The organism is Anaerotignum propionicum (assembly GCF_024461735.1).
Classification (GTDB): Bacteria; Bacillota; Clostridia; order Lachnospirales; family Anaerotignaceae; genus Chakrabartyella.
The window spans coordinates 352,730-374,404 of sequence record NZ_JANGAD010000002.1 but is presented as its reverse complement, the minus strand read 5'-3'; the positions used below and the strand labels follow the sequence as shown (position 1 = coordinate 374,404).

21 protein-coding genes are annotated in these 21,675 nt (G+C 39.1%); 12 read left to right on the top strand and 9 right to left on the bottom strand.

Going from position 1 to position 21,675, the window contains the following annotated elements; all coding sequences use genetic code 11:
• Nucleotides 1-10 precede the first annotated feature (10 nt).
• The 5 genes from spoIID to NE558_RS04340 all read right to left on the bottom strand — a co-directional run bounded on the left by spoIID (nucleotide 11) and on the right by NE558_RS04340 (nucleotide 6,825).
• Nucleotides 11-931: a stage II sporulation protein D gene (gene spoIID, locus NE558_RS04360; protein ID WP_256148688.1), complete on the bottom strand. Its 921-nt coding sequence runs from the start codon at nucleotides 929-931 to the stop codon at nucleotides 11-13.
• A 239-nt stretch (nucleotides 932-1,170) separates the two neighbouring features.
• Complete coding sequence (locus NE558_RS04355) at nucleotides 1,171-1,977, bottom strand: hypothetical protein (protein WP_256148686.1); 807 nt, start codon at nucleotides 1,975-1,977, stop codon at nucleotides 1,171-1,173.
• Between the two features lie 24 nt (nucleotides 1,978-2,001).
• The gene (locus NE558_RS04350; RefSeq protein ID WP_330643379.1) at nucleotides 2,002-2,877 is read right to left on the bottom strand and encodes a radical SAM protein; all 876 of its coding nucleotides are present in this window, start codon (nucleotides 2,875-2,877) and stop codon (nucleotides 2,002-2,004) included.
• A gap of 489 nt (nucleotides 2,878-3,366) precedes the next feature.
• The gene (locus NE558_RS04345) at nucleotides 3,367-6,120 is read right to left on the bottom strand and encodes an S-layer homology domain-containing protein (RefSeq protein WP_256148685.1); all 2,754 of its coding nucleotides are present in this window, start codon (nucleotides 6,118-6,120) and stop codon (nucleotides 3,367-3,369) included.
• Between the two features lie 312 nt (nucleotides 6,121-6,432).
• Nucleotides 6,433-6,825: a YhcN/YlaJ family sporulation lipoprotein gene (locus NE558_RS04340; protein WP_256148684.1), complete on the bottom strand. Its 393-nt coding sequence runs from the start codon at nucleotides 6,823-6,825 to the stop codon at nucleotides 6,433-6,435.
• Between the two features lie 136 nt (nucleotides 6,826-6,961).
• On the opposite strand from NE558_RS04340, the gene NE558_RS04335 reads away from it, so the two are divergent.
• Both NE558_RS04335 and ychF read left to right on the top strand, forming a co-directional pair.
• The gene (locus NE558_RS04335; protein WP_256148683.1) at nucleotides 6,962-7,129 is read left to right on the top strand and encodes a hypothetical protein; all 168 of its coding nucleotides are present in this window, start codon (nucleotides 6,962-6,964) and stop codon (nucleotides 7,127-7,129) included.
• An 87-nt stretch (nucleotides 7,130-7,216) separates the two neighbouring features.
• Nucleotides 7,217-8,314 (top strand): redox-regulated ATPase YchF, encoded by a 1,098-nt coding sequence (ychF, locus tag NE558_RS04330; RefSeq protein WP_256148682.1) that lies wholly within the window; start codon nucleotides 7,217-7,219, stop codon nucleotides 8,312-8,314.
• Nucleotides 8,315-8,417: 103 nt separating this feature from the next.
• Here the strand turns inward: ychF and NE558_RS04325 are convergent, their stop codons facing one another.
• Together NE558_RS04325 and NE558_RS04320 are read right to left on the bottom strand one after the other, a co-directional pair.
• Nucleotides 8,418-8,753 (bottom strand): CPCC family cysteine-rich protein, encoded by a 336-nt coding sequence (locus NE558_RS04325; RefSeq protein ID WP_256148681.1) that lies wholly within the window; start codon nucleotides 8,751-8,753, stop codon nucleotides 8,418-8,420.
• Between the two features lie 112 nt (nucleotides 8,754-8,865).
• Complete coding sequence (locus NE558_RS04320; protein WP_256148680.1) at nucleotides 8,866-10,035, bottom strand: iron-containing alcohol dehydrogenase; 1,170 nt, start codon at nucleotides 10,033-10,035, stop codon at nucleotides 8,866-8,868.
• A 371-nt stretch (nucleotides 10,036-10,406) separates the two neighbouring features.
• Here NE558_RS04320 and NE558_RS04315 point away from each other — a divergent pair, with 371 nt between their 5' ends.
• A complete protein-coding gene (locus tag NE558_RS04315; protein WP_256148679.1) occupies nucleotides 10,407-11,378 on the top strand; it encodes a DMT family transporter in 972 nt (323 codons plus the stop codon).
• 116 nt (nucleotides 11,379-11,494) lie between these two features.
• On the opposite strand, the gene asnB is transcribed toward NE558_RS04315, so the two are convergent.
• Both asnB and malQ read right to left on the bottom strand, forming a co-directional pair.
• The gene (gene asnB / locus NE558_RS04310; RefSeq protein ID WP_256148678.1) at nucleotides 11,495-13,321 is read right to left on the bottom strand and encodes an asparagine synthase (glutamine-hydrolyzing); all 1,827 of its coding nucleotides are present in this window, start codon (nucleotides 13,319-13,321) and stop codon (nucleotides 11,495-11,497) included.
• A gap of 80 nt (nucleotides 13,322-13,401) precedes the next feature.
• The gene (gene malQ, locus NE558_RS04305) at nucleotides 13,402-14,982 is read right to left on the bottom strand and encodes a 4-alpha-glucanotransferase (protein ID WP_256148677.1); all 1,581 of its coding nucleotides are present in this window, start codon (nucleotides 14,980-14,982) and stop codon (nucleotides 13,402-13,404) included.
• Between the two features lie 432 nt (nucleotides 14,983-15,414).
• On the opposite strand from malQ, the gene NE558_RS04300 reads away from it, so the two are divergent.
• From NE558_RS04300 to NE558_RS04260, 9 genes are all read left to right on the top strand, one after another.
• Nucleotides 15,415-15,798, top strand: coding sequence for a hypothetical protein (locus tag NE558_RS04300; protein WP_256148676.1), 384 nt, complete (start codon nucleotides 15,415-15,417; stop codon nucleotides 15,796-15,798).
• Nucleotides 15,799-15,996: 198 nt separating this feature from the next.
• Nucleotides 15,997-16,350, top strand: coding sequence for a sulfite exporter TauE/SafE family protein (locus NE558_RS04295; protein ID WP_256148675.1), 354 nt, complete (start codon nucleotides 15,997-15,999; stop codon nucleotides 16,348-16,350).
• The gene (locus tag NE558_RS04290) at nucleotides 16,347-16,889 is read left to right on the top strand and encodes a sulfite exporter TauE/SafE family protein (protein ID WP_330643378.1); all 543 of its coding nucleotides are present in this window, start codon (nucleotides 16,347-16,349) and stop codon (nucleotides 16,887-16,889) included. The genes NE558_RS04295 and NE558_RS04290 overlap by 4 nt, the downstream gene beginning before the upstream one ends.
• A 247-nt stretch (nucleotides 16,890-17,136) precedes the next feature.
• Nucleotides 17,137-17,448: a hypothetical protein gene (locus NE558_RS04285; protein ID WP_256148674.1), complete on the top strand. Its 312-nt coding sequence runs from the start codon at nucleotides 17,137-17,139 to the stop codon at nucleotides 17,446-17,448.
• Nucleotides 17,445-18,128, top strand: coding sequence for a TIGR01906 family membrane protein (locus NE558_RS04280; RefSeq protein WP_256148673.1), 684 nt, complete (start codon nucleotides 17,445-17,447; stop codon nucleotides 18,126-18,128). The genes NE558_RS04285 and NE558_RS04280 overlap by 4 nt, the downstream gene beginning before the upstream one ends.
• A gap of 1 nt (nucleotide 18,129) precedes the next feature.
• Nucleotides 18,130-19,128: a hypothetical protein gene (locus NE558_RS04275; protein WP_256148672.1), complete on the top strand. Its 999-nt coding sequence runs from the start codon at nucleotides 18,130-18,132 to the stop codon at nucleotides 19,126-19,128.
• On the top strand, nucleotides 19,121-19,525 hold the full coding sequence (locus NE558_RS04270) for a GerW family sporulation protein (protein WP_256148671.1): 405 nt from the start codon (nucleotides 19,121-19,123) through the stop codon (nucleotides 19,523-19,525). The genes NE558_RS04275 and NE558_RS04270 overlap by 8 nt, the downstream gene beginning before the upstream one ends.
• Before the next feature lie 8 nt (nucleotides 19,526-19,533).
• Nucleotides 19,534-20,763, top strand: a complete 1,230-nt coding sequence (locus NE558_RS04265) for a Card1-like endonuclease domain-containing protein (protein ID WP_256148670.1) — start codon at nucleotides 19,534-19,536, stop codon at nucleotides 20,761-20,763.
• A 13-nt stretch (nucleotides 20,764-20,776) separates the two neighbouring features.
• Nucleotides 20,777-21,376 (top strand): TetR/AcrR family transcriptional regulator, encoded by a 600-nt coding sequence (locus tag NE558_RS04260; protein ID WP_256148669.1) that lies wholly within the window; start codon nucleotides 20,777-20,779, stop codon nucleotides 21,374-21,376.
• Nucleotides 21,377-21,675 lie beyond the last annotated feature (299 nt).

Below are 21,675 nucleotides of genomic sequence, written 5' to 3'. Positions count from 1 at the left end.
TTTTTGGCTTTTATGCAATATTTTCAAATGAAATCCCCTGATAATAATGACATAATATTTCCCGATAATCCATGCCTTCCTGAGCTAAAAAAGAAGCTCCATATTGGCTCATCCCTGCACCATGTCCATAACCATGGGTTACAAAAACAAAACTATCTCCCTTGCGCTCCACCTGAAAATTGGCACTGCGCAGTCCCAGAGCCTGACGAACCTGCAAGCCCGTTAAGTTCATTCCACCAACCCTTACATTTTGAATATACCCTGCGTCTGATCTCTCTATATTGCTAAAGCTGAGTTCTGCCTCGCTTTGACTCAGCTTTCCAAATGCGGACAATTTATTCCAAACATCTTTTGCGGAAAGTGTACAGGTGTATTCATTATTTGGCGCTTTCTTATCTTCTTCGCTATCCACACTTTTTAAATAAGGCAATGCACTGGTCCATACGTTTTCTGAGGCCTCCGTTTTACCTGCACTCTGGGCATGAAAAACAGCCAATATCGGCTCTCCACCATATACCATGATTTCCCCTTGGGTTTCCTTTACTGCCGTTCTGATTTTATTTGCATTTTCAATATAATTTGCGCCCCATTTTTTCTTTTGTTCTGCAACAGAATTATAAGCTTGTCCTACATCATAAATCACTCGGTCGGTTCCTACTTCTTGCATCTTGCGCACTTGATATGTACGAGCAGCCACAGCCTGAGCCTTTAATGCCTCCTCAGGAAAGGAGGCAGGCATCTCCGCAGATACTACACCTACAATATAGTCTTCAAGCTCTGGCGAAAAAACATCTTCAATACGAACCAATTTTTTTGCTTCTTTCACTTCTTCTTTAGAGAAACCTCCCCAAAGCAAAGTTATCAGCAAGGGTAAAAGAATGACTGCCAATATAATATATCCCAATAGGATTCCCAAAAGCTTCTTTGCCATACGCTCACTTCCTCCCCTTTCAGCATATGAAAGAGAGAGAAAATCCATGCTTTTTCCTTAGAAAGAATGACAAGCAAAAAAATCTTTTTTTAGCCTTTACGAAAAATCATGAGATATGATAAACCACAAAAAAAGCCTGAATTCACGGCAGCAAGTTACTTAAGTACCGATACAATTCAGGCTTTTCTATTTTTTACTTATATTATGTTATGGAACGGGTTGATATATGACAGTTCCCTTTACATCCGAAACCAATAAAGCCAAATGCCACATATCGCAACGAGAATACATCCTGCAATGCCAAGTCTTGCATCCCGTCGGTCATTTTTTCCTATTTGCTTTAAATATTGAGCAGAATCCAATTCTGTTACATAGTGTCCGCCAAAAAGCCCCACCTTTAGTTGCAGCTTAAGCACCGCCTCATTTTTCAGCATATAATAGGTACGGCGAGTCATTCTGAAATAATAGGTCACTCCATTTTGAATGCCTTCTAAAAAATAACCTTTTCCAATTCCCTTTTCTACGCCACTTTCATTGGCAATATAAAATCGACAAGAAAGAAGGGTTAGTTCCTTTTTTTTGCAATAAAGTCTTTCAATTGTGGTAAATACCATTCTGGTGAAAAACCAATTTATGGCAAGCATCGGGGTTATGGTAAGCAGCATCGTCCATACAATGCCACGGTCACTTTTCCAGCCCTGAATATTCAACATATAACCATGAATCTGTGCCTGAGCGAAAGAATATAGAAACATGGCAAACAAAATGCAATATAACAAACCGAACAAAATATTGTGCCGTTTTCTAACCCTTGTATTCCATAGTTTTACATCCAACAAGCCATGTCTGCAGACCAGAAACATTACAATACAGATCAATACCATCAGACCATTTATTTCAGCACCACTGTTTTCATGATGAATGGTCATTGCAAAAATAGGCATCAGCCAAATACATATTACAAGCCATCTCCATCTGCCTGAAACAACGGAAAGAAAAAAACACCAATATATTGTCATCAAGGTGACAAATCCCAGCCATGCCATATTACCTACTCCTTACCTGCAAGCTCAGATTCCTCTGTAGCTGTCGGGACGGAATGTGCTCCGACGGCGACTGGTTTCAATCTGCGCCAAAATTTTATCTTTGTCACCATTTAACGTGCCTGCCAATGCAGTATAGTTTGAGGCATGATTGGATCGAAAAACGGTACCCTCAGCATCTACATTACGAATAAACAACTCCGTTTCATCCAAAACCTCTTGGGGATTCAAAAGGTCTATCTCCCCTCTTCCCACTTGGTCATACATTTCTGTCCCTGGCTCTACCATTAAAGTCAAGAAACCAACAAATTCAGGTTTGATTGCAGAAATCACTCTTGCACTACTCAAAGCATGCTCTTTCCAATATTTCTTGCCGCCTAAGCCCGAAATGATAGTCATAGAAAGAACCATGCCCGCTTCCTTCACTTTTTTCCCCGCTTCAATCATTTCTGCAGAGGTAACACCCTTTTTAACATCCTTCAAAACCTCATCAGCACCACTTTCCAGACCCATATAAACCATATCCAAGCCTGCATCCTTCAATCGGCGTAAATCCTCAGGGGTTTTATTCAAAATATCCTTAGGGGCACCATAAACGGAAATACGCTCCACCTCAGGAAAATACTCGTGGCATTTTCCAATAATGTAGAGCAGGTCATCTGTCTTAACAATCAGTGCATCTCCATCTGCTAAGAAAATGCGGCGCACCTTCACCCTGTTGTAATAATTCCTTGCCATCTCCAAATCCTGAGCAACCTCTTCTAACGGGCGGATGCGAAATTTTTTATCTTTATACATGTTGCAAAACGTACAAGTATTTCTGGCACATCCAATGGTAAACTGAATAATCAAGCTGCCTGCTTCACTGGGTGGTCTGTATACTGTTCCTTCATATCTCATCATTCATCAACTCCTATTTCCTTACTATTTCATCTATTATACAGGGATTGGTCGGAAATTATCAATACCCATTTCTTACAATTGACAGTTGGCACAAATTTAGCTATAATAAACCTTGTACTTTTGGTCTTTGTATTTTGTTTTACAATGGTTTGATTAAATGATTCCGATTGGAGATTCAGCTTTTTGGGCTGTTTTTTTATGCTGGTCTTATTGTTCTTATTACATTGTAATCCAATAAACTTAGATAAAACCGATTTTTTATCGGCACACCCATTTTTTATTTATTTTTATTGTGGCAGCAATCTACAAAGCAAAAAGAAGGATTATCTCTGATAATCAAAAAAACAAGGGGGCAAATTGCCCCCTTGTTTTTTTCATGTAAACACAAAAACTCCCTTGATACAATGTTCCAACTAATCAAGGGAGTTTTTTCATTTGGGATGCCCAAAATATTTTCGGCCACCCACTTTATTCATTTAATGTAAAGTATCAGCCCTCTACAGATTTTAATAAACCATCACTGTTGAAGGTTAATTTCACCGATTTGCCTACAGCCAAATCATTCCACTTGCCCGATGCAACACCACTAATGCTAATGGTTGGCTTAGTTACAGCGTTGAAAGTAAATCTATTTCCTGAATCTGTTATAATACGTACTGTATTTTTACTTTCATCAAATTCCTCGAATTTACCTTCTGCATCTTGTACATAAACGTTAATTCTGTCAACTTGCTCTTTTTCGGTCAAACGAACCTCTGCATAAACAGTAATGTCCTTGTCATCAATGGCATCCTTTACACGATCCAGAGAGGATGACTCCAAGCTGTAATTATGGATTTCTGTGTTGGAACGACCCAACCAAGAATATACTTTGGATTTGCCTTTAAATTTCAGACCATCTTTCGCCGACTCAGCAACTCCTTTTACACTTACCTTCCCCTTTTCATAAGCATTTTCATTTACAGCAATCTTTGTAACAATGCCATCACTATTAAAGGTTAAGGAAAGGATGGAACCTATGTAACCTGAAGTTTCCAAATCCTCATATGTATAATCATCAGTGCCGGTGCTAGGCTTTCTTGTAGTTATGAAAGTTATCTCTTTTCCATTACAATCAAGCACCAATTCTTTTTTATCCGCATCATAGGAAACCAGCTTTCCTTTGGCAGCGGTAGGCCTTGCCTCAATGGATTGAATAACGTTATTTCCATCTGCCTTTATTTCAGCATATACGGTAACATCACTGGCCTCTACCATTTTTCTGAAAAGAGTCAATGAGCTTGTTTTCCCGCCTAAAATAGACAGAGGATTTTTTACTAAAGCTCCATTTACAGTTCCGGTTATTGCATCAACATCCTTGTCCGGGTTAATCTTCACGTTGTACTGATTCAGTAAGGTGTAGGATACCGTTGAATTTTTAAATTTCAATGTATTATCCGAAATGGAATCTACTTCTGCTTTTCTTTCCGCACTGGATTCACTACCTGTAGACCATGCTGACTTTTTGGTAGATACATATATTCTATTAATCTTTCCACCGCTGTTAAATTCTATCTTGCAGAATACATTTTTACTTGCTCTGTCATTTTTATCAAAATAGCTCTCTGCATTGGAAACCTTAACAGTTACCCACTCCTTATCATCCTCATCCCAAGTATAGAAGGTAATATTGGATATGGAATTGGTTGAGCCAAATTTATATGTAATTTTATCTCCACCGGAATTTACAACCAGTTGAGATTCTGTTAAGTCCTTAACATCATAGATTTTTGCTGAGGAGTTGCTATCCGCAGTAAAGCTTTCCTCTGACAAAACAACTTTGGATGCTTTATCTTCTTTATTTATTGTAATTTTTACATAAACAGTTCCGCTATTTGCCAATGACTTAAGGTCAGACTGGGAAACAGACTTGTCACCAATATAATACTTACAATCGGAAGCAAAGTAGGTCATGTTAGTGGAGCTTGAATCTGTGGGCTTATAGGAAATATAATTGGTTTCCATTTTATCCACAACGCCTGTACGTGTATATTCATCAGCAAAGGAAACATAAATTTCTGTTACATATGTTTTTTCAACCTGTGTGGAATTTCCACTACTGTCTTTATCCTTTTCCACCGTTGTTTTTGTATTTATTCCAGCATAAGCATGTTTATCGCTGTTATCTTTTAATTTTGCTTCCAACTCTGATTTTCTCACACTCTTGTTATCTAAATAGAATACACAGCTACCATCAAAAGCTAGAACTTCAGCTAACCCTGTATTTTCGTTTTCAATTCTGATTTCTCCACTTTTTAAAGCTGTAATATAGCCCGTAATATTATATTTCTGCTGGGTGGAAGAACCATCCATAACACGGATTGATTCCAAAGAACCACCGTTATATGCAAAGCTGATTTTATCCCCTGCATTCAAACGAGACATTGCCAACTCAGAATTTCCACTGCCACTATAAACCTTCACAAGGTTTGGTACGGCATGAAAATCCAAGCTGGTCCCAGCGTCTGTTTTGATCGTTACTTTATAATAACTGCCTGAATCTTCAAACTCGGTAATGGTTCCTGTTGTCTCCACTCCGTTTTTCAACAAATTATAGGTCTTGTCCAGCATAACTGCCATTTCTGCTCTGTTAATATTATTTGTTGGGTTAAAATTATTTCCGTTATCTCCACTCACAATGCCTAGGCGAGCCAAAAGGTCGACCAAAATAGCACTGTCATCAGAGATACGATAAAAATCTTTAAACGCAACAGCTGCCTTCATGCTTCTGTCAACATCGTAGCGTATCGCAAGGGCATTCCCAAACATTTTCGCAACGTCCTGTCTTGTTGCAAAATTACTGGTTTTTCCGCTCATAAACTTAACCATGTCATTTGTGGTTATAATGTTGTTTTGCAACCCATAAGCAACAGCAGCCTGCGCCCATGTAGGTATATTATACCCCTGCAAAAAGGAAATATATTTGTAGTGATCCGCCGCATCCATCTGCTTTGCAGTACCTGATCTTTGCAACGTTGCATAAAGCATCTGGATTGCTTCACAATATGTAACACTGTTGCGGGCACGAAAGGTGTTATCTTCGTAACCACTGAGCAGACCTAAATCGGCCACCGAATTGATCACAGTTTTTGCACCATCCCAAGGCACATCATTAATATCCTTAAAATTTGCGGCATACCCTGTTACGCTCATACAGGAAGATGCCATCACCACTGACAAAGCCAGTGCCATTTTCTTCTTCATGAATTTACCCCCTTATTTTTTATGGCGATTCCATAATTTACTCTTACTGACAAGTTTAGCATATTTTTTTTTGCATGCCTAGACCTTTCAACCTTAAGGATTTATTAAGTGCTTACAAAATAGAATAAAAAGGAAATAATTTTTCTATTTCCTCTCTTAAATCCCCAAAAACATGGTATTTCTTTAAATGCTTCAGAAATCACCCAACCAATAATTGGGTTAAATTACCTCTTTTTTTGGTTTCTCAAAGAAAAAAGGGCTTGAAAACAATACAACGCTTTCATCCCTTTTTACCGTACAAAAATCACTTTTTCATTTACCTCGTTTTCGTTCCATCTCTTCAATTAAAGAAACAATATTAGCATTTGTGGTGATGGATGTGTTGTTAATAAACTCATCTGCCTCTCTAGCTACATTATCTGCCTCTTTTCGCAATCTAGTGGCGTCGCTCTCCATTCCCTCTTCTAAGCGCAACCCAATAATTGCCGTGTGCCCTTCCACAACTACAGCATTTCCGGTGATTCCGTTAATATTATGAAGCAAGGCTTTAATACTCTGGGCTCGCTCCGCCTGACTTTTTTCCCCTAACTTTTCATTCGCTTTCACTAAATGAACACCGGATAAGTTGTTTTCTGTGACTGTCCCACGGCAGCCGCTCAAAACAACAATAGCTAATAACATAATACTGCACAGTTTTTTCCACATTTTTCGCCGCCTCCCTTTTACATTAGTATGTCATGAAAAAGTTGAAATATGAAAAGCAAGATATGGCTGTTTTTTTTGAATTTTGCTTTTAAATTGGTTATACTAAATTAAGAATATGGTAAAGGAGACGGTATTAATGGAACCCAGAAAAAGAAGGCATTATCGTATAGCAGTAAAAGATGTTCACCCAACACCGGCAGATGGAATCTATATGACAAAAACCGAAGCACGGCATTTTTGCATTTTTGGCGCTATGGCATTCCTATTTTTAGCTATCTTAGCAGTTTTGCCACGAAATAATTAAGCCATATCCACTTCTTCCTTGCCAACCCTTTGCGTTTTCGCTATAATGTTTTCAGTATGAGTCAAACCCATGGAAAGGAAGAATAACATGAAACTCGGTATTGTAGGTCTGCCCAATGTTGGCAAGAGTACCTTATTTAATTCAATGACATTAGGAAAAGCAGAAGCGGCAAACTATCCCTTTTGCACCATCGATCCCAACGTGGGCATCGTAACCGTTCCCGATGCTCGCTTAACAAAATTGGCAGAAATCCATAATTCTGCAAAAATTATCCCCGCTGTCATCGAATTCGTTGATATTGCAGGTCTGGTTCGTGGCGCAAGCAAAGGCGAAGGCTTAGGAAATAAATTTCTCTCTCACATTCGCGAGGTAGATGCCATTGTCCATGTGGTACGCTGTTTTGAAGATACCAACGTAATTCACGTAGATGGCTCTGTTGACCCTATCCGTGATATTGAAACCATCAATTTGGAATTAGTATTCTCCGATTTGGAAATTATAGAACGCCGAATTGCAAAAACAGGCAAAATGGCAAAAGCTGATAAATCCCTTCAACATGAAATGGATCTTTTGCAAAAAATTAAAGATGGCTTAGAGCAGGGAATCTCCGCTAGAGCAATCGAAATGGATACTCCAGAGGATAAGGCTTTTGTGGAAACCCTCACATTGTTGACAGCCAAGCCCGTTTTATATGCCGCAAATGTCTTGGAAGACCATTTGGCAGATGACGGTGCAACAAATCCTTACGTTGCAAAAGTGAAGGAATACGCCAAAAACGAAGGCAGTGAAGTATTTGTGCTTTGCGCTAAAATTGAAGAGGAAATTTCTGATTTGGATGAGGCCGATAAAAAGGAATTTTTAGCAGAGCTAGGTGTGGAAACCAGTGGCCTAGATCGTTTGATTGCTGCAAGCTACAAGCTTTTGGGCTTAATCAGCTACTTAACCGCAGGCCCCCAGGAAACCCGTGCTTGGACCATTGCAAACGGCACTAAGGCACCTCAAGCTGCGGGCAAAATCCACAGTGACTTCGAAAGAGGCTTTATCCGTGCTGAGGTTGTGGCATTTGAAGACCTTGTGCGTGCAGGTTCTAACACTGCGGCAAAGGAGCTGGGTTTGGTTCGCTCCGAAGGCAAGGAATATGTTTTCAAAGACGGTGATGTGGTTTTATTCCGTTTTAACGTATAATTTCATAAAAAAGGGAAGCTTAAAAAGCTTCCCTTTTTTATACGTTTTTTATATTGGACTTCAACCACCCATAGCAATCTGCGCATAGTCTTTGAAATCCTTTCTATCTACCCTTCTTTTGGCAATATTCCTTTAAACTAGGTAGTACCGCCCCAAAGGTTTTAAAATTCTCTCTTGCTTGGTTTAAGGTTAAACCATGATTTTGGTCACTTGTTTCATTTTCAGAATTAATAAATAAGTCAATTTCCCAAAAACAAACAGGACAAATAAACGCCATTGCATTTCCCTGATTGGGAATGGTTTTGCATCCACAACACGGACAGGGAGAATTCCTACTGTTGTTTTCCTGTGTCTTATCCTGTGTCTTAACCTCTATCTCTTTTATATCCTCTTTCATAGTATGAGTTGCAATGGGAAGAAATAAATTTTCCCCTTTCATCAAATACTCATCTCCCTTTTTTATGAATAAGTTTTTCTTTCTATTTTGCTTTCTTTATTCATCCTGCTTCTGAATCAAAGCTTTTTGAAATCCCCATGAAACTCACCACTACTTATTGAAAGGATTTCTCGTAAATTTTCAAGCAGTCCTCAAAAGTCATCTCTCCGGGATCAGCTTTGAACAAACTACCCATAGTCTCAAAGGCCACTTCTGTATACATCTTCAAATCCTCTTTTAAAATTTGATAATCGGACATTTTCAGATCCTCTACACCACAGGAAACAATCAGGTCATGCAAAGCTCCAACAAAATCTTCAGCCTTTGTGGCATCTTGCTTTCCTAACGCTTTTGCCATATCAATCATGCGCTGATTTACCAAACCGCTCTCCGCCCAATATGCATAATAAGCCTCACAAATCATAATCAAGCCTGCGCCATGCTCCAGCTTGGGATTGTGACCACTCAAGGGATGCTCTAAGGCATGCTCGGAAATACATCCGCCAATGCTTTCTGACATTCCCGAAAGGGTATTTGCTAAGGCAACATTTTCCCGTGCTTCTATGTTTTTGCCATCCTTTACAGCAGTAGGCAAATATTTTCCTATCAGCTCAATAGCCTTTAATGCATACATATCATTTAACGGATTGGTGTATTTATTCAAATATCCCTCTGTGCTATGAAATAATGCGTCGAAACCTTGATATGCTGTGAGTTTTTCAGGAACTGTCAGCATTAACTCAGGGTCAACAATGGAGAGCACAGGAAAAGTTTTGTCATATCCAAATCCAATTTTCTCATTTCTATCCTGATGGGTAATCACCGCCCAAGGATCAGCCTCTGTGCCTGTACCTGCTGTTGTTGTAATGGCAACAATGGGCAGTGGCGCTATTTCAGGCATTTTGCTTCCACCTGTTCCACCAAAAATATAATCCCAAATATTACCTTCATTGGTAGCCATAACAGCAATAGCCTTTGCAGAATCAATGATAGAGCCGCCACCTAATCCAATCACAAAGTCACAACCCTCTTTGCGCGCCAATTCTGCCCCTTGGGTAACATGGGTCTCAATGGGGTTGGGAAGGATTTTATCAAAAATCACATGGGTTACCCCTGCCTTATCCAGCTGATCCTGCACCCTTGCCAAATATCCATATTTTTTTACTGACGTTCCGCCGGAAATTACAAGAAGTGCCTTTTTGCCTGGCAACTTCTGTTTATGGAGCTTATCCAACTGCCCACAACCAAAAAGAATCTTTGTTGGAATAAAATACTGAAATTTCATAAAAAACCCCCTTTTTATATTGTTCACTCAATCAAACATACAAAGCCTATTGGGAACCAGCTTGCAAAAGCCCCTTACCTACGGCAAGGTATGCACAAAACCAATCGCTTTGCATTTCTAAACCTGTCCTCGTTTCAAAGAGCAAGCATGAAACCAGAGGAACCCAATCCTAAAAACCATATTCCATACATTTCCTACTATTTTAGTATATCACAAAAGCATATTTTCTTCCATAAACCTTCAAAAAACAGAAAAAATCTTATATTCTATTTTTACAAAATCCCTTTTCATCCTTTTAAGAATAATGATTGCCATTCTATATTCTTGGTGATATAGTGGTGAGAGTTTGAGATAAACAGGGGGAACAAGAAATGAATGAAAAACGGAAAGTACTAATGGCGGATTTGGCTCTGCTATTGGCAGCAGTTTGTTGGGGCGGCGGCTTTATTGCTGGAGACGTTGCTGTGAAATATTTCAGCACCTTTTGCATTTTAACCATACGATTTCTTTCTGCGGCTCTAGTCACATTTGTCTTTTTCAGCAGAACCATCCGTCGCAGCACAAAAACAGAAATTAAATACGGTCTTATCTTGGGTATTTTCTATTTTTTTGTCATGCCATTACAGGTAAATGCCTTAAAATATACAACGCCATCAAAGCAAGCTTTCATTGTTGCAAGCTATGCAGCCATAACACCATTTATCTCTTGGCTGGTATTAAAAAAACGCCCTAAGCTGAAATCCTTTTTTGCAGGTATATTGGTTATGATTGGGATTGGTATGATTTCCTTAAACAGCTCTCTCACTATGGAGCTGGGTGATAGTTTATCTTTGGGGTTCGCCCTTTCTTATGCAATTTTTGTTGTCATGACAGGGATATTTGCTGTTAAGTGCAATCCTATTGCTATGTCCTTTTTCTCATATCTGGCCACAGGGGTACTTGCCATTATAGCGACACTGCTTTTTGAGGACATCCCTACAGAATTTCCAAAGTCAGGTTTGTTGTCTTTGGTATATTTGGCAACTATAAGTACAGCGGTGGCATTTACATTGCAAAATGTGGCACAGAAATATACATCAGACACCCATACGGCAATCCTTCTTTCTACAGAAAGTTTATTTGCCTTTATTTTCGGTGTGTTTCTCTATGGAGACCCTTATACACCAAGAATACTCATTGGCGGTATTGTTGTATTCTCAGCAGTCATTCTTTCTGAGGTAAAATTGAAAAAGCCATCTGCCAAGAAAGAAGAAAATTCCCAAGAGGTGACCCAACCACCTACACAAATGGAAGAAGCCCCCCAAGAGGCACTTGCACTAAAAACAAAGGGTTCAAAACTATGAGCTATTATTCGTAAAAATTCTTGAACATTTGAATTATGAACATACAAAAGCCCCGCTTGTAAGGCTACAGGATTATTCCTGCGTCCTTCCAAGCGGGGCTTTTTAACTTATGCTTATTAAACTTCTTCAAAATATTGCTTATGCCATACCAAAAACATAAAGATTGTCCAAATTTTACGGCTGTTATCCGCTTTTCCTTCTCTATGTTCCTCCAGATACTTCACAATTTCCTCTGTTTTAAAGAAATTCTGAGCAGCTTTAGAGGTAAAAGCATCCTTTACAATCTGATAATATTTATCCTCTTTCAGCCAAATGCGAATGGGTACAGGGAAGCCCAGTTTCTTCTTCTCTGCAACCATATCAGGTAAATATCGGTGAGCCGCCTGTCGCATAGCATATTTGGTATTTTCTTCATTGACCTTATATTTTGTGGGAATGGTACGGGCAATATCAAAAACGATACGATCCAAGAAGGGTACACGCACCTCTAAGGAATGAGCCATACTCATTTTGTCCGCCTTCAGCAAAATATCTCCAATCAACCAAAAGTGAATATCAATATACTGCATTTGTGTCACTTCGTCCTGATTCTTTACTTTATCATAAAAAGGTCTTGTCAAAACAGCATGATGATACTTCCCTGTTGGCTTTTTCAAAATGCGTTCCCGTTCTTCCTCCGTTAGCATAAAAGCATTTCCGATAAAACGCTCTTGCAAGTCCTTACTGCCACGAATGAGATAGTTTTTGCCCTTCATCTTTGGCAGGCATTTTGCAATGGCGCCTAATCCTTTTCGAATGGGTCTTGGTAAACGGGTCAATGGCCTTAAATCATGGGGCTCTCTGTAAATATTATATCCGCCGAAAAATTCATCTGCACCTTCTCCACTAAGGGCAACCTTTACATGTTTCGCTGCCGTCTGGCTCACAAAATATAATGCAATGGCAGAAGGGTCTGCCAAAGGCTCGTCCATATGATATTGAACCTTGCCCAAGGTATCCCAATACTCCTCAGTGGTAATCAGCTTGCTATGATTTTCGATTCCAATTTTTTCAGACAACGCTTTTGCATAATCAATTTCATTGTATTTTTCATAATCAAAGCCTACGGTAAAAGTCTTATCTCCATGGAATGAAGCGGCAACATAAGAACTGTCAACACCGCTGGAGAGGAAAGAGCCTACCTCTACATCACTGATTTTATGCTTTTTCACAGAATCCTGCATCGCGGCATCAATTTCTTCAATAAATTCATCTAAAGATTTGTTTTCATCATTCTGGAATTTGGGTTCCCAATAACGTTTGATTTTCAATTCCCCATTTTTAAAAGTAAAGCAATGGGAAGGCATTAAGCGAAATACACCTTTAAAAAAGGTTTCTGGCAAAACACTGTATTGAAAAGTCAAATAGTTTTCTAATGCTTCATTATTTACTTCTTTTTTAAAGCCAGGGTATTCTAAAATGCTTTTGATTTCAGAACCGTAAATCATTTGACCATCTTGCATTGCATAATAAAAAGGCTTGATACCAAAGAAATCCCTTGCGCCAAAAAAGGTTTTATTTTTGGCATCCCAAATAACAAAGGTAAACATCCCCCGAAGCTTTGGAAGCAAATCTTCGCCATACTCTTCATAGCCATGAAGAAGCACCTCTGTATCAGCGTTACTTCCCATTACATGGCCTTTGGCGATTAAATCTTCCCTTAGCTCCTGATAGTTATATATTTCCCCGTTAAAGGTAATAACCATATCCTTTGTTTCATTATAAATGGGCTGATGACCACCCTCTAAATCTATAATACTCAGGCGGCGAAAGCCCATGGAAACGCCGTCATCAATATAGGAACCACCGCTGTCTGGCCCACGATGAATGATTTTATTTTTCATGTTTTCCAAAACTTCTTCTGATGTAGCCAAACGGCCGGTAAACCCACAAATACCACACATAATTTATTTCCTCCTAAATAATAGGGTTTTGTATCTTGATTCAGACTTAACTTTAGCATAACTTGTCAAAGAAAGCAATTCTAACCACAGTTTCTACCGAACAAATCAGAAAGATATTTCAACCCCTCTGTACACCCAACCTGCCACATGTCCCACGTAAAGGTGAAGCACCAATTCCCCTCTACTGTCCCTGGCTGATTCATACGATATTTCTCTCCCAGACCCAATACGTCTTGCAAAGGAATGATAGCAAAACATGCAGGCGAGGCGAAGGCAAGGCGAATCATATCCCAATTTGGGGCATCACCGGTGACATTCATATATCGGCGAAAATGATCCTTTTCTTTGTCCCCTGCATTTTCATACCATCCCAAGGTGGTATTATTATCATGGGTACCTGTATAAACCACTGTATTCTTATCATAGCAATGGGGCAAATAAGGGTGATTTTTATCCTGCCCAAAGGCAAACTGCAAAATACGCATTCCGGGAAGCCCTATTTTCTTTCTTAGCTTATGCACTTCTTCGGTAATAATCCCCAAGTCTTCAGCAATTAAGGGCAATTCTCCTAATGCCTTTTCCAGCCTTCGGAACAGCTTTTTACCAGGTCCTTTTACCCATTGTCCCCCTCGGGCATCCACTGCGTCAAACGGAATCTCCCAATAGGATTCAAAGCCTCTAAAATGGTCAATGCGCAAAATATCCACATCCTGCAAAGCCTTGCAGATACGTGAAATCCACCATTGATACCCTGTTTTTTCGTGATACTTCCATTGATACAAAGGGTTTCCCCATAGCTGACCCGTTTCGCTGAAATAATCCGGCGGAACCCCCGCCACCACTGTGGGAAAGCCCAATGCATTTAATTGAAATGCTTTTTGGTTTGCCCATACATCGGCACTGTCATAGGAAACAAAAATAGGTGCATCTCCAATGATTTGAATTCCCTTTTCATTGGCATAACTCTTTAAGGCATGCCATTGCTTATGAAATAAGTATTGCAAGAAACATTCCCATTGTATGTTATGCTTTAATGCTTTCCGCCACCTCTCAAGGGCTTCCGGATGACGCTCTCTAACATCACTTGAAAAAGAGCACCAACAAGCTGAATAGAAATATCCTTTTCCCTTTTCCTCAGTTAAGAAACCCTCTGTTTCCCTTAGAAATTCCAAAAGTTCGCTATCATCTGCTTCTCTTTTTGCAATTAAAAATGACTTTATTGCCATAAAAAGCGCATAATCCTCAAGCCACTCTTTATTGTTTTCCAAAAAATCTTTATATTCTTTTGGATATTCTATTTCCTTAAAATTTTCAAACGCTCTTCCCAATAAAGGCATTTTCAGTTTTCTTGCTTTAGAATAATCTGTACAATGAAGCATTTCTTGCCGTTCTGCTTGTACCTCATTTTGTGTAAGTAATCCCTCATCAACCAATAACTCCAGACTAATGAATAAGGGTTCTCCTGCAAAAGCAGATGTACTTTGATATGGTGACCCACTGCCATCCACGGGACAAAGAGGCAATATCTGCCATAGGGTTTGCTTTGCCGCCGCCAACTCATCTATAAAATGATATGCTTCCCCACCAAAATCTCCAATACCAAAGGGCGAGGGAATGGAAGAGGGATGTAAAAGAATTCCGCTTTTTCTGCTTTCAAACATGGCGACAGCTCCTTTGGGGTTTATCAGATTCTATTTATGTCTTAAATCATGCTTCACAGCTCTACTAATTGAAAAAGTTTTACACCAAACATAATAATGTATGTAAATTTTTTTATTTCTTTAATTAAGAAAGACGAAACGTTTATACTCCTAATTTTGATTTCGATTGAATGAAAATTACCTCAATTCCTACCATATGTTTTTTTTCATTTTTCATACGCCTTTTTAATCTGTCTGAAGAAGTCCTTGCAAAACGAACAAATACAGCAATCTAAAATATTAACGTACATTTTATCAGTTTTTGTTTTCTCCATCTATCCACATTTATACCAAAAAATCCCCATAATACCAGTTAAAATGAAGGATTTTTTTCGCTTTCCGTCAGACAATATAAATGCAAAGAATTATTTTTGCTTAAGGAGGGTATTTATTATGAAAAAAATCAGTTTTATTACAGTGTTAGCACTTATGATGTTGTCCGTTGGTGGCTGTACCAAAGGCAAATCTGCTAACAACTTAGGCGGTGCAACAGATGGTTATGGTTATGGCTATAACAGCTATGGCTATAATAACTATGATAGCGACGGCAGAGCCTATAACGGATATAACGCAGGGACTTATACCTCAAGCGGCGGCGCCGCATATTGGGATGGCTATGGTATCAACAGCGGAAGACCTTTAACAGACAATACCGTTGGAACTACCTTAGGCAACGATGTACGTGATATGGGCACAGGACTGAAAAATGCAGGCCATGATGTTACAAACGGCGTAAGAAACACATTGGACAACAGCACAGCTACAGTTGCCAGCTAATAAAAACAGCATTTAAATGAACCAATCATAGGGTGCCGATTTTTATCGGTGCCCTATGAACCCATATAAAAAGTAGTATTGCAAAACTTAAATATTATAATACTGCATATTTCATGTTTTTAAGAAAATTTTTTCCAAGGCATACATATTTACTGGATTTTCCCGCCATACTAGCGAAAGAAAGGCGGTGTCATTTTCATGCACAAAAAAGGGAAACAAATAGTCATCGGCTTAATCACTGGGTTTGCCAACGGCTTATTTGGCTCTGGCGGCGGAACCATTGTTGTGCCGGCAATGGAGCGCTTTTTGGACGTTGAGGAGCATAAGGCGCATGCTACTGCAATCAGCATTATACTGCCACTATCCCTTCTGTCATTAATTATTTATTGTTGGAAAACAGATGTGGCTTGGAGCATTGCTCTTTGGGCATCAGTGGGAGGAATTGCAGGAGGCTTTGTTGGAGCACGTTTATTGTCAAAGCTCAGCGGAATCTGGCTGCATCGGATTTTTGGACTATTCATGATTGTGGCGGCAGTGAGGATGATACTATGATTTGGGTAGTGGTGATTGGTTTTGTCTCCGGTATAATCAGCGGCATGGGCATCGGCGGCGGTACGATTTTGATACCGGCATTAATCTTTCTTCTTCAACTAAATCAGCATCAGGCACAGGGTGTGAATTTAATTTACTTTATCCCAACAGCCGTTGTTGCACTCATTACCCACACAAAAAATAAAAATGTTTTGTGGAAAACAACAAAGCCATTGGCGATACTTGGTTTAGCAGGGGCGGCGGCGGGTTCTTTTTCAGCCGTTTCTATGGATGCCGACTTGCTTCGTAAAATCTTTGGTGGCTTTTTGTTTTTTATGGGACTCAGCGAAGTATTTAAAAAGAAAACAAAGAAAGAAGGCAATGAAGGTATGAACAAAGACGAATTTTCTAAATTAAAACTTAAGTTTATTCAGGCAGATTTAAATGAAAAAATTGCAATTTACACCCAAACCCCAGGATTAACAACACCACAATACAAAGAGCTTTTACAGCACTATCCCTATGACCAAATATCCAAATTGGAAACTGCCCTTCGTTAGGATCTATACACCGAAGGCTCTTGCTGAAAAAATTGGATTCTCCCCAGTTTTACAAATCTGAAAAAGCCCGATTGCTACGCATAAGATTTGCTTCGCAAAACGGGCTTTTTCACTATATAAATCATAAATTTTATCCACAGTCAAAGCATTTCTTATAAAAAAGAAGTGCTGTTTATTGTGTATTTTCTTTTCCCATTTATTCTGCTATAATATTTCTAAGAAATGGAAGGAAGGCGGCGACGGCAAATTGAGGCTAGCAGAAGAACTATTTGTATCGGAAAATATCAGCGACTTGGAAACAGTGATATATGCCCTTAAGAAAAGCATTCCAATGCCCCGCCTGTATTGCATCCTCTTTATATTTGAAAAAAATCGGTATGAAATCATTTCCTCATGGCAATTATGCAAAGGAAGGTTCCCTCAAAGGGAAAGTATCATCGTGGGTATTGCCAACGGCAGACGGGAGACTTATGAGCTTATGGCATATATTTTGGAGGAAGCGGTTAAAGAACAAAAAGATCTATCAAATCCTAAAACGTGGATAGAGGGGATTGCATGACAGCGCTTTATAAAGGAATGGGCTTTCTCGCAGGTCTGGCACTAATGATTATTTTACTAATCAGTTCCACAGAGTTTGTGGCTTATTACATGAACGGTTATTATGAAAAAGAATATGCAAAATATCAAGTTACAGAAGCAATCTCTATTGAGATGGAAGATTTGCTGACAGTAACTGATGAAATGATGGACTATTTAAAAGGCGATCGCGAAGACTTGGAGATTTATACAAAAATCGGAAATACGGAACGAGAGTTTTTTAATGCTAAGGAAAAAAAACATATGCAAGATGTGCAAAAGTTGTTCCTTGACGCCCAGAAAATACGTTTTTGGTCAGTTCTATTGGTGATTCTTATTTCAGGGTGTCTGCTGTATTTAAAAAAAGGCCGTTGTCTTCTCAAGGGAATTCAATGGGGAATTCTTGGGTTTATGACTTTGATTGGTGTATTAGCAGGGCTTATGGCTTATAATTTCAATCGGTATTTTACATTGTTTCACCTTTTACTATTTAATAATGATGATTGGATTTTAAATCCGGATACAGATTTATTGATAAATATTGTACCCGAAGGTTTTTTTCGGGATACCGCTTTCTGGATTGCAGGGCTGTTCATTGCTGGCGCCCTTCTCATCTGGATATTGACTTGGTTTTTGTTAAAGGGCATAAAGACAGGGGAATAACATGTTAGGCATACTATTGGCTGTATTAAAGTTCATAGGGATACTGCTTCTAAGCATTTTTCTGCTGCTTATTTTTCTGATTGCAGTGGTTTTACTATGCCCCATCAAATATGGCCTGGCAGCAGAAAAAAGGGAAACCCTTACGGGGGATTTTTCTGTTTCATGGCTTTTCGGTCTTATACACATCATGGGAAATTATATCTATGGAACAGAACCACAAATTAAAGTGAAAATTCTTTGGTTTACTTTGGGTGAAAAAACAAAGAAAAAAAAGGTACGAAAAAGAAAAGCCCGTCCCAGCACTCAACCAATAAAAGCCGGGGAAACTGTTGTGGCAAGAGAAGCCGTTTCCACAAAAAGCTCTTCCTCACAAGGAGTTTATATGGCTGAAACAGACCCTGTGCCAAAACCGGAAGAAGCACCAATTTTTGTAGCAGAGCAAACCCCAGATAAAGCACCTATTGAGGAAACAATAAAAAAAGAGCCCCCCTCCACTAGACCAAAGGTGAGGCGCGTAAAAGTTTCGGAGATACAGGTGAAACCCATAATTTTTGAAGATGAAGACAAAGACTTCTTTCTGGATGAGGAAGATGCTCCCGATGAGGAAACCTCTACAAGGGACAAGCTTCGTTCTTACTGGGATCAGTTCCAAAAAATAGAGGGTAAGATGGAAATTTTTCAGGCGGCAAAAAAATTGCTGAAACGGCTGATAAAAGGAATCTTACCCAATCATCTAAAAGTGAAAGCCACCATTGGGTTGGGTGAGCCCAATTATACCGGGTATTTTATGGGCTTGGTAGGCATCTTAACTGCAAAGTTTGGTAAAAATATTCAGGTAAGGGCAGATTTTACTAGACTTGTAGCTGAGGATATTGAGGTTCGTATAAAGGGTAATATCTTATTTGGTTATTTTCTTTATAGCCTGATGGCATTTATTTTGACAAAACCTGTACGCAGAATTTTAATTAAACTTTGGAAAGGAAGAAAACAAAATGGGTAAAGATTTTAAGGAATCTGTAGACGTACTTTTTAATAAAGTTGAAGTTTTGGTTTCCACAAAAACTGTAGTGGGCGAGGCAATTACCATTGGAGATTTAACCCTTCTGCCTCTGATTGAAGTAGCGGTAGGTGCTGGTGCAGGTGCAAAGGAGAATGTCAACGCTGCCGGTGGCGTAGGCGCTAGAATCACTCCCTCTGCCGTTCTGGTCATTCAAAACGGAAGTGTACAAACCATTAATGTGAAAAATCAGGATGCTGTCAGCAAGTTGATTGATATGGCTCCCGGAGTGGTAAACAAGCTAAACTTTGGGGCAGTTTTTGGAAACAGAGATAAAAAGGAGCCCCAGGAAGATGTGAAATTTGAAGAAGAGGTCATCATTGAAGAGTTTGAGAAGTAATTTTGTAAATGAAACAAATTAGAAGGGAGATGGTTCCCACGGAGCTTCTCATCGAATTTTATGATAAAGATGTATTAAAGAACATTGTCGCACCATTAACCCTGCGTCCCCAGAAAGTTCTATACCTTTTTGATAATAATATGCAAGATATGATGGTTTTTGCGGCGTTAAAAAAATGCCTATCTCGAAATATACCGGGAATCATTGTGGAACACTATCCCATTGATATTTCCTCCGTTGATAAAATCTCCCGTCAAATCAGCAGAGTACTTGACCGTTTTAACATTGGAGAATGCTCCATAGATTTAACAGGGGGCAGTGAATTAATGTTATTGGCGGGGTATCAAGCAGGAACCAAGTTCAATCTTCCCCTCTTGCATACAGATTTGGCAAATAAAAGCATTACCAATTTGTTGGATGACAGCTTAGTGGCAAAAATAGTGCCGTTGACCTTAGAGGACTTTATTGACGCAAAGGGTGCCTGCTTTATCGGTGAATCCCACCGCCCCCCTTCTGAGGACCGTTTTTCCATAATCGAGGAAATGGCTCGGTTTTTATTTGAGCGCCTGACAGATTGGAAATATACCTGTAGCTTTATGCAGACCGTTGCCGCCAGAACCCTCCCCCACGAATTGTTTATGGAAAGCAAATGGAACATACATATGAAAAACGGTAAACCCGTTTATCCAGATCGGATAATTTTGGAGAAATTTCAATGTATGGGCTTTATTCATAATCTGGTGATAGAGGGAGAATATGTTCAATTCGCATTTCACTCTGTGGAAGATAAGCAGTATTGCATCAGCTATGGTGTTTGGCTTGAGCTCTATGTATATATTGCTGCAAAAAAAGCAGGTGTGTTTCATGATGTAAAGTTAGGCACCATGATTGATTGGAACGCTTATGATAACATAACAGTGGCAGGAAACGAAATTGATGTGATTTTAATGGATGACTCTTTACCTGTTTTTATTTCTTGCAAACTGCGGGATGCAGATACAGCAGCGCTGAATGAACTTTTGATTGCAAAAAAACGATTAGGCGGGTGGTTTTCAAAAGGGATTGTCATTACCTTTGGCAAAGACAGAAAAGGCAATACCGGAACCTACAAAAGAGCCCTGGAACTGGGATTAGAGCTTTTAGATGCAACAGATATTATGGCGGAGGATTTCGGTCAGCGCTTGGTAAAAGCCATACGGGAGCATGATTTGGTAAGTTTGAAATGGAAAAAGATTTAAGGAGAGGAACCACATGGGGAAAAAAAATAGCCGCAACACAAAAGGTAAAATTATTACAGCGGCTTGGAAGCTGTTTTATGAGCAAGGTTATGATGCAACAACCATTGAAGAAATTGTTGAATTATCTGGCACTTCAAAAGGTTCTTTCTATCACTATTTCGGTGGAAAGGATGCACTGCTGGGCACCCTTTCCGAATTGTTTGATAATAAATATCAAGAATTGATTCCCCAATTGGATAGTGAATTAGACAGCTTTGATAAGCTTATGCTTTTAAATCAAGAAATGTTTCGTATGATTGACGACAGTATTTCTATGGATTTACTTGCCAGATTATACTCCTCTCAGCTTGTTACCAGCGGCCAAAAGCACCTGCTGGATCACAATCGGGTTTATTACAAGTTGTTGCGCCAAATTACAACAGAAGGACAACAGCGAGGTGATCTGCGCTCAAATGTGTCGGTAAATGAATTTGTAAAGGCCTATGCGTTGTGTGAGAGAGCCCTCATTTATGACTGGTGTATCTGCAATGGGGAATACTCCCTTTGCCAATATGCAAATCAAATGATGCCTCTTTTTTTAGCTGGTTTTCGAGGAAATAAGTCAGTAAATTAAAATGATTATTTTTGGAATTAAAAAAATAACAAAAATATTCTAGTCAAAAACACTTGATTTTATAAGCATTTTTGACTTTTTTTACTTTTGAGTACAATATAAATTCTATACTTTATTCTGTATTTTAGTCTGATTGTTATTATGATATAATGCTATATCAATTGGAGTAATTCTACAACCTTTTCAGATTTTCATCATTCTATTCGGAAAGTTCGTAAATTATAGTCAAATAAATGGGTAAATGCCCACTTTCCCAATACATTTGCAATTATAAACTAAACGGCACTTAAAATCTGAGG